This is a genomic window from Mesorhizobium sp. P5_C1 (assembly GCF_054049815.1).
Map to the genome: position 1 here is coordinate 1 of NZ_JBFULQ010000902.1, position 1,484 is coordinate 1,484.

The 1,484-nt window shown below is 56.7% G+C and carries 2 protein-coding genes; one reads left to right on the forward strand and one right to left on the reverse strand.

Translation table 11 applies throughout. The features are described 5' to 3' along the window. The coding region (locus tag ACXJ7R_RS32415; RefSeq protein WP_457155360.1) for a hypothetical protein at positions 1-375 on the reverse strand (375 nt) is incomplete at its 3' end. A gap of 967 nt (positions 376-1,342) precedes the next feature. On the opposite strand from ACXJ7R_RS32415, the gene ACXJ7R_RS32420 reads away from it, so the two are divergent. Further along, positions 1,343-1,484 (forward strand): SMP-30/gluconolactonase/LRE family protein (locus ACXJ7R_RS32420; RefSeq protein ID WP_457155361.1); only part of this gene is annotated, 142 nt, incomplete at its 3' end.

A 1,484-nucleotide genomic window follows, 5' to 3' on the forward strand; every position in this document is an offset into this window, starting at 1 on the left:
GCGTAGGTGTTTCTCTGTGCCTCCACCAGCGCCGATGCTGTTGCCTGATGAGGTCGGCTTCGTGACAGCCGTTTTTGTTGATTCTGTGTCTGCGGAACAGAATCCGAGCCTCGTCGGATTGACGAAATCCGACTGCGTACACTCGATATTTTCTTGTAGAGGAAGGCCACCGTTTGGCTTCTGCCGAAAAGCGCCGGCTCTGAACGCGCCAAGGCGGCCCGGTGTGGCGACGCGATCCGATTCTCCAGAAGGTAACGAAGCCTGCGAGGGTCTGATGGCAAAGTGCGATTTGCTGGACTTGTCGCGCGAGGTCTCGCTGCTCAGATAGGCAGTAACGCCGTTGAGTACGAACGTCGTTTGCGGCGAGATATTCAAGCCGGTACCAAGCCGCAGTCCAATGCTTTGATCCTAGCGGTTTCGCGCTGCGAAGAGTTACTCATCATCCAGACCGGCGGGCAGCGCGGATATCGTGTGCGGGTGCAGGACCGGACTGACGGGCGTCTGCCTGCTCACTCTGTTCTTCGCGATGGCGTTACATATTCATTCGACCGACCTTCCCACAGACGACCCTGGCCGAAGTCGATCTGCAATTGATCCTTGTCAGTGGACGTCTCACCCTCGATGAGCAGCATTGACCAAAGTACGACAGCTACGGTGCCTTCGGCCACGCGGACATAGTGAGGGCAATCAAGCCGAAGAGCGGGGCAGAATCGCAGTGCTCTTCTGGAGGGGGCGGGGCCAAGTCAGCAAACAGACTGCGCGGGATCTCGTCTTCAGGACCCGCATGGACACCATCCGCAGCTGGTTCGACTKCAGYTTCGAGGTCACCGACGAGAGCTGGTCAGGTTCAGGGAGGAATCCGAYGACYCACAGTTTCATACCCTCACCATTGAGAGGGCTGCKGATAGCTATGTTCGTTCAMGAGGCAGCCGGGTTCCTGTCCATTGCGCAGGCGATCCGCGCGAACCCTGAGGCCGGCGTGCAATGACCAGGAGCTAGAGGAGTTGCTGTGAAAGCCCGCGCCACGGAGGGTCCGCTAACGCGGGCTGGCTGATGATGTATACATCAGCCTCTTCCGGGTGCCAGTGACAACACACGGAACAGGAATTCAACTATTCGAAATGGCTAATGTTCCGTCRGGGCCGGTTTGGTTCGATCGAAAGTCGGTTTCCAGTCGCGGTTGTGATCGACAATCACGTTGCATGGCGCAGGTGAATGGAGCAGCGATGAGAAGTGCCGTCAGGGTTGCAGTCTTGAGAGTAAAACGGCCACCACGCCAGCGCCAGCACGACCCAGCGGCGATGGTGACTCTAAGGCCAACATCTATCTCACGCAAATTGGTGTGGCTATATTCGATAAAACGGGAAAGAGGATCGAACATATCGACGTACCCGAGACGACGACAAATGTGACCTTTGGTGGCAAAGATAACGACTTGCTCTTCATCACAGCCACCGGCAGTGTTTACAGTATCAAGATGAGTG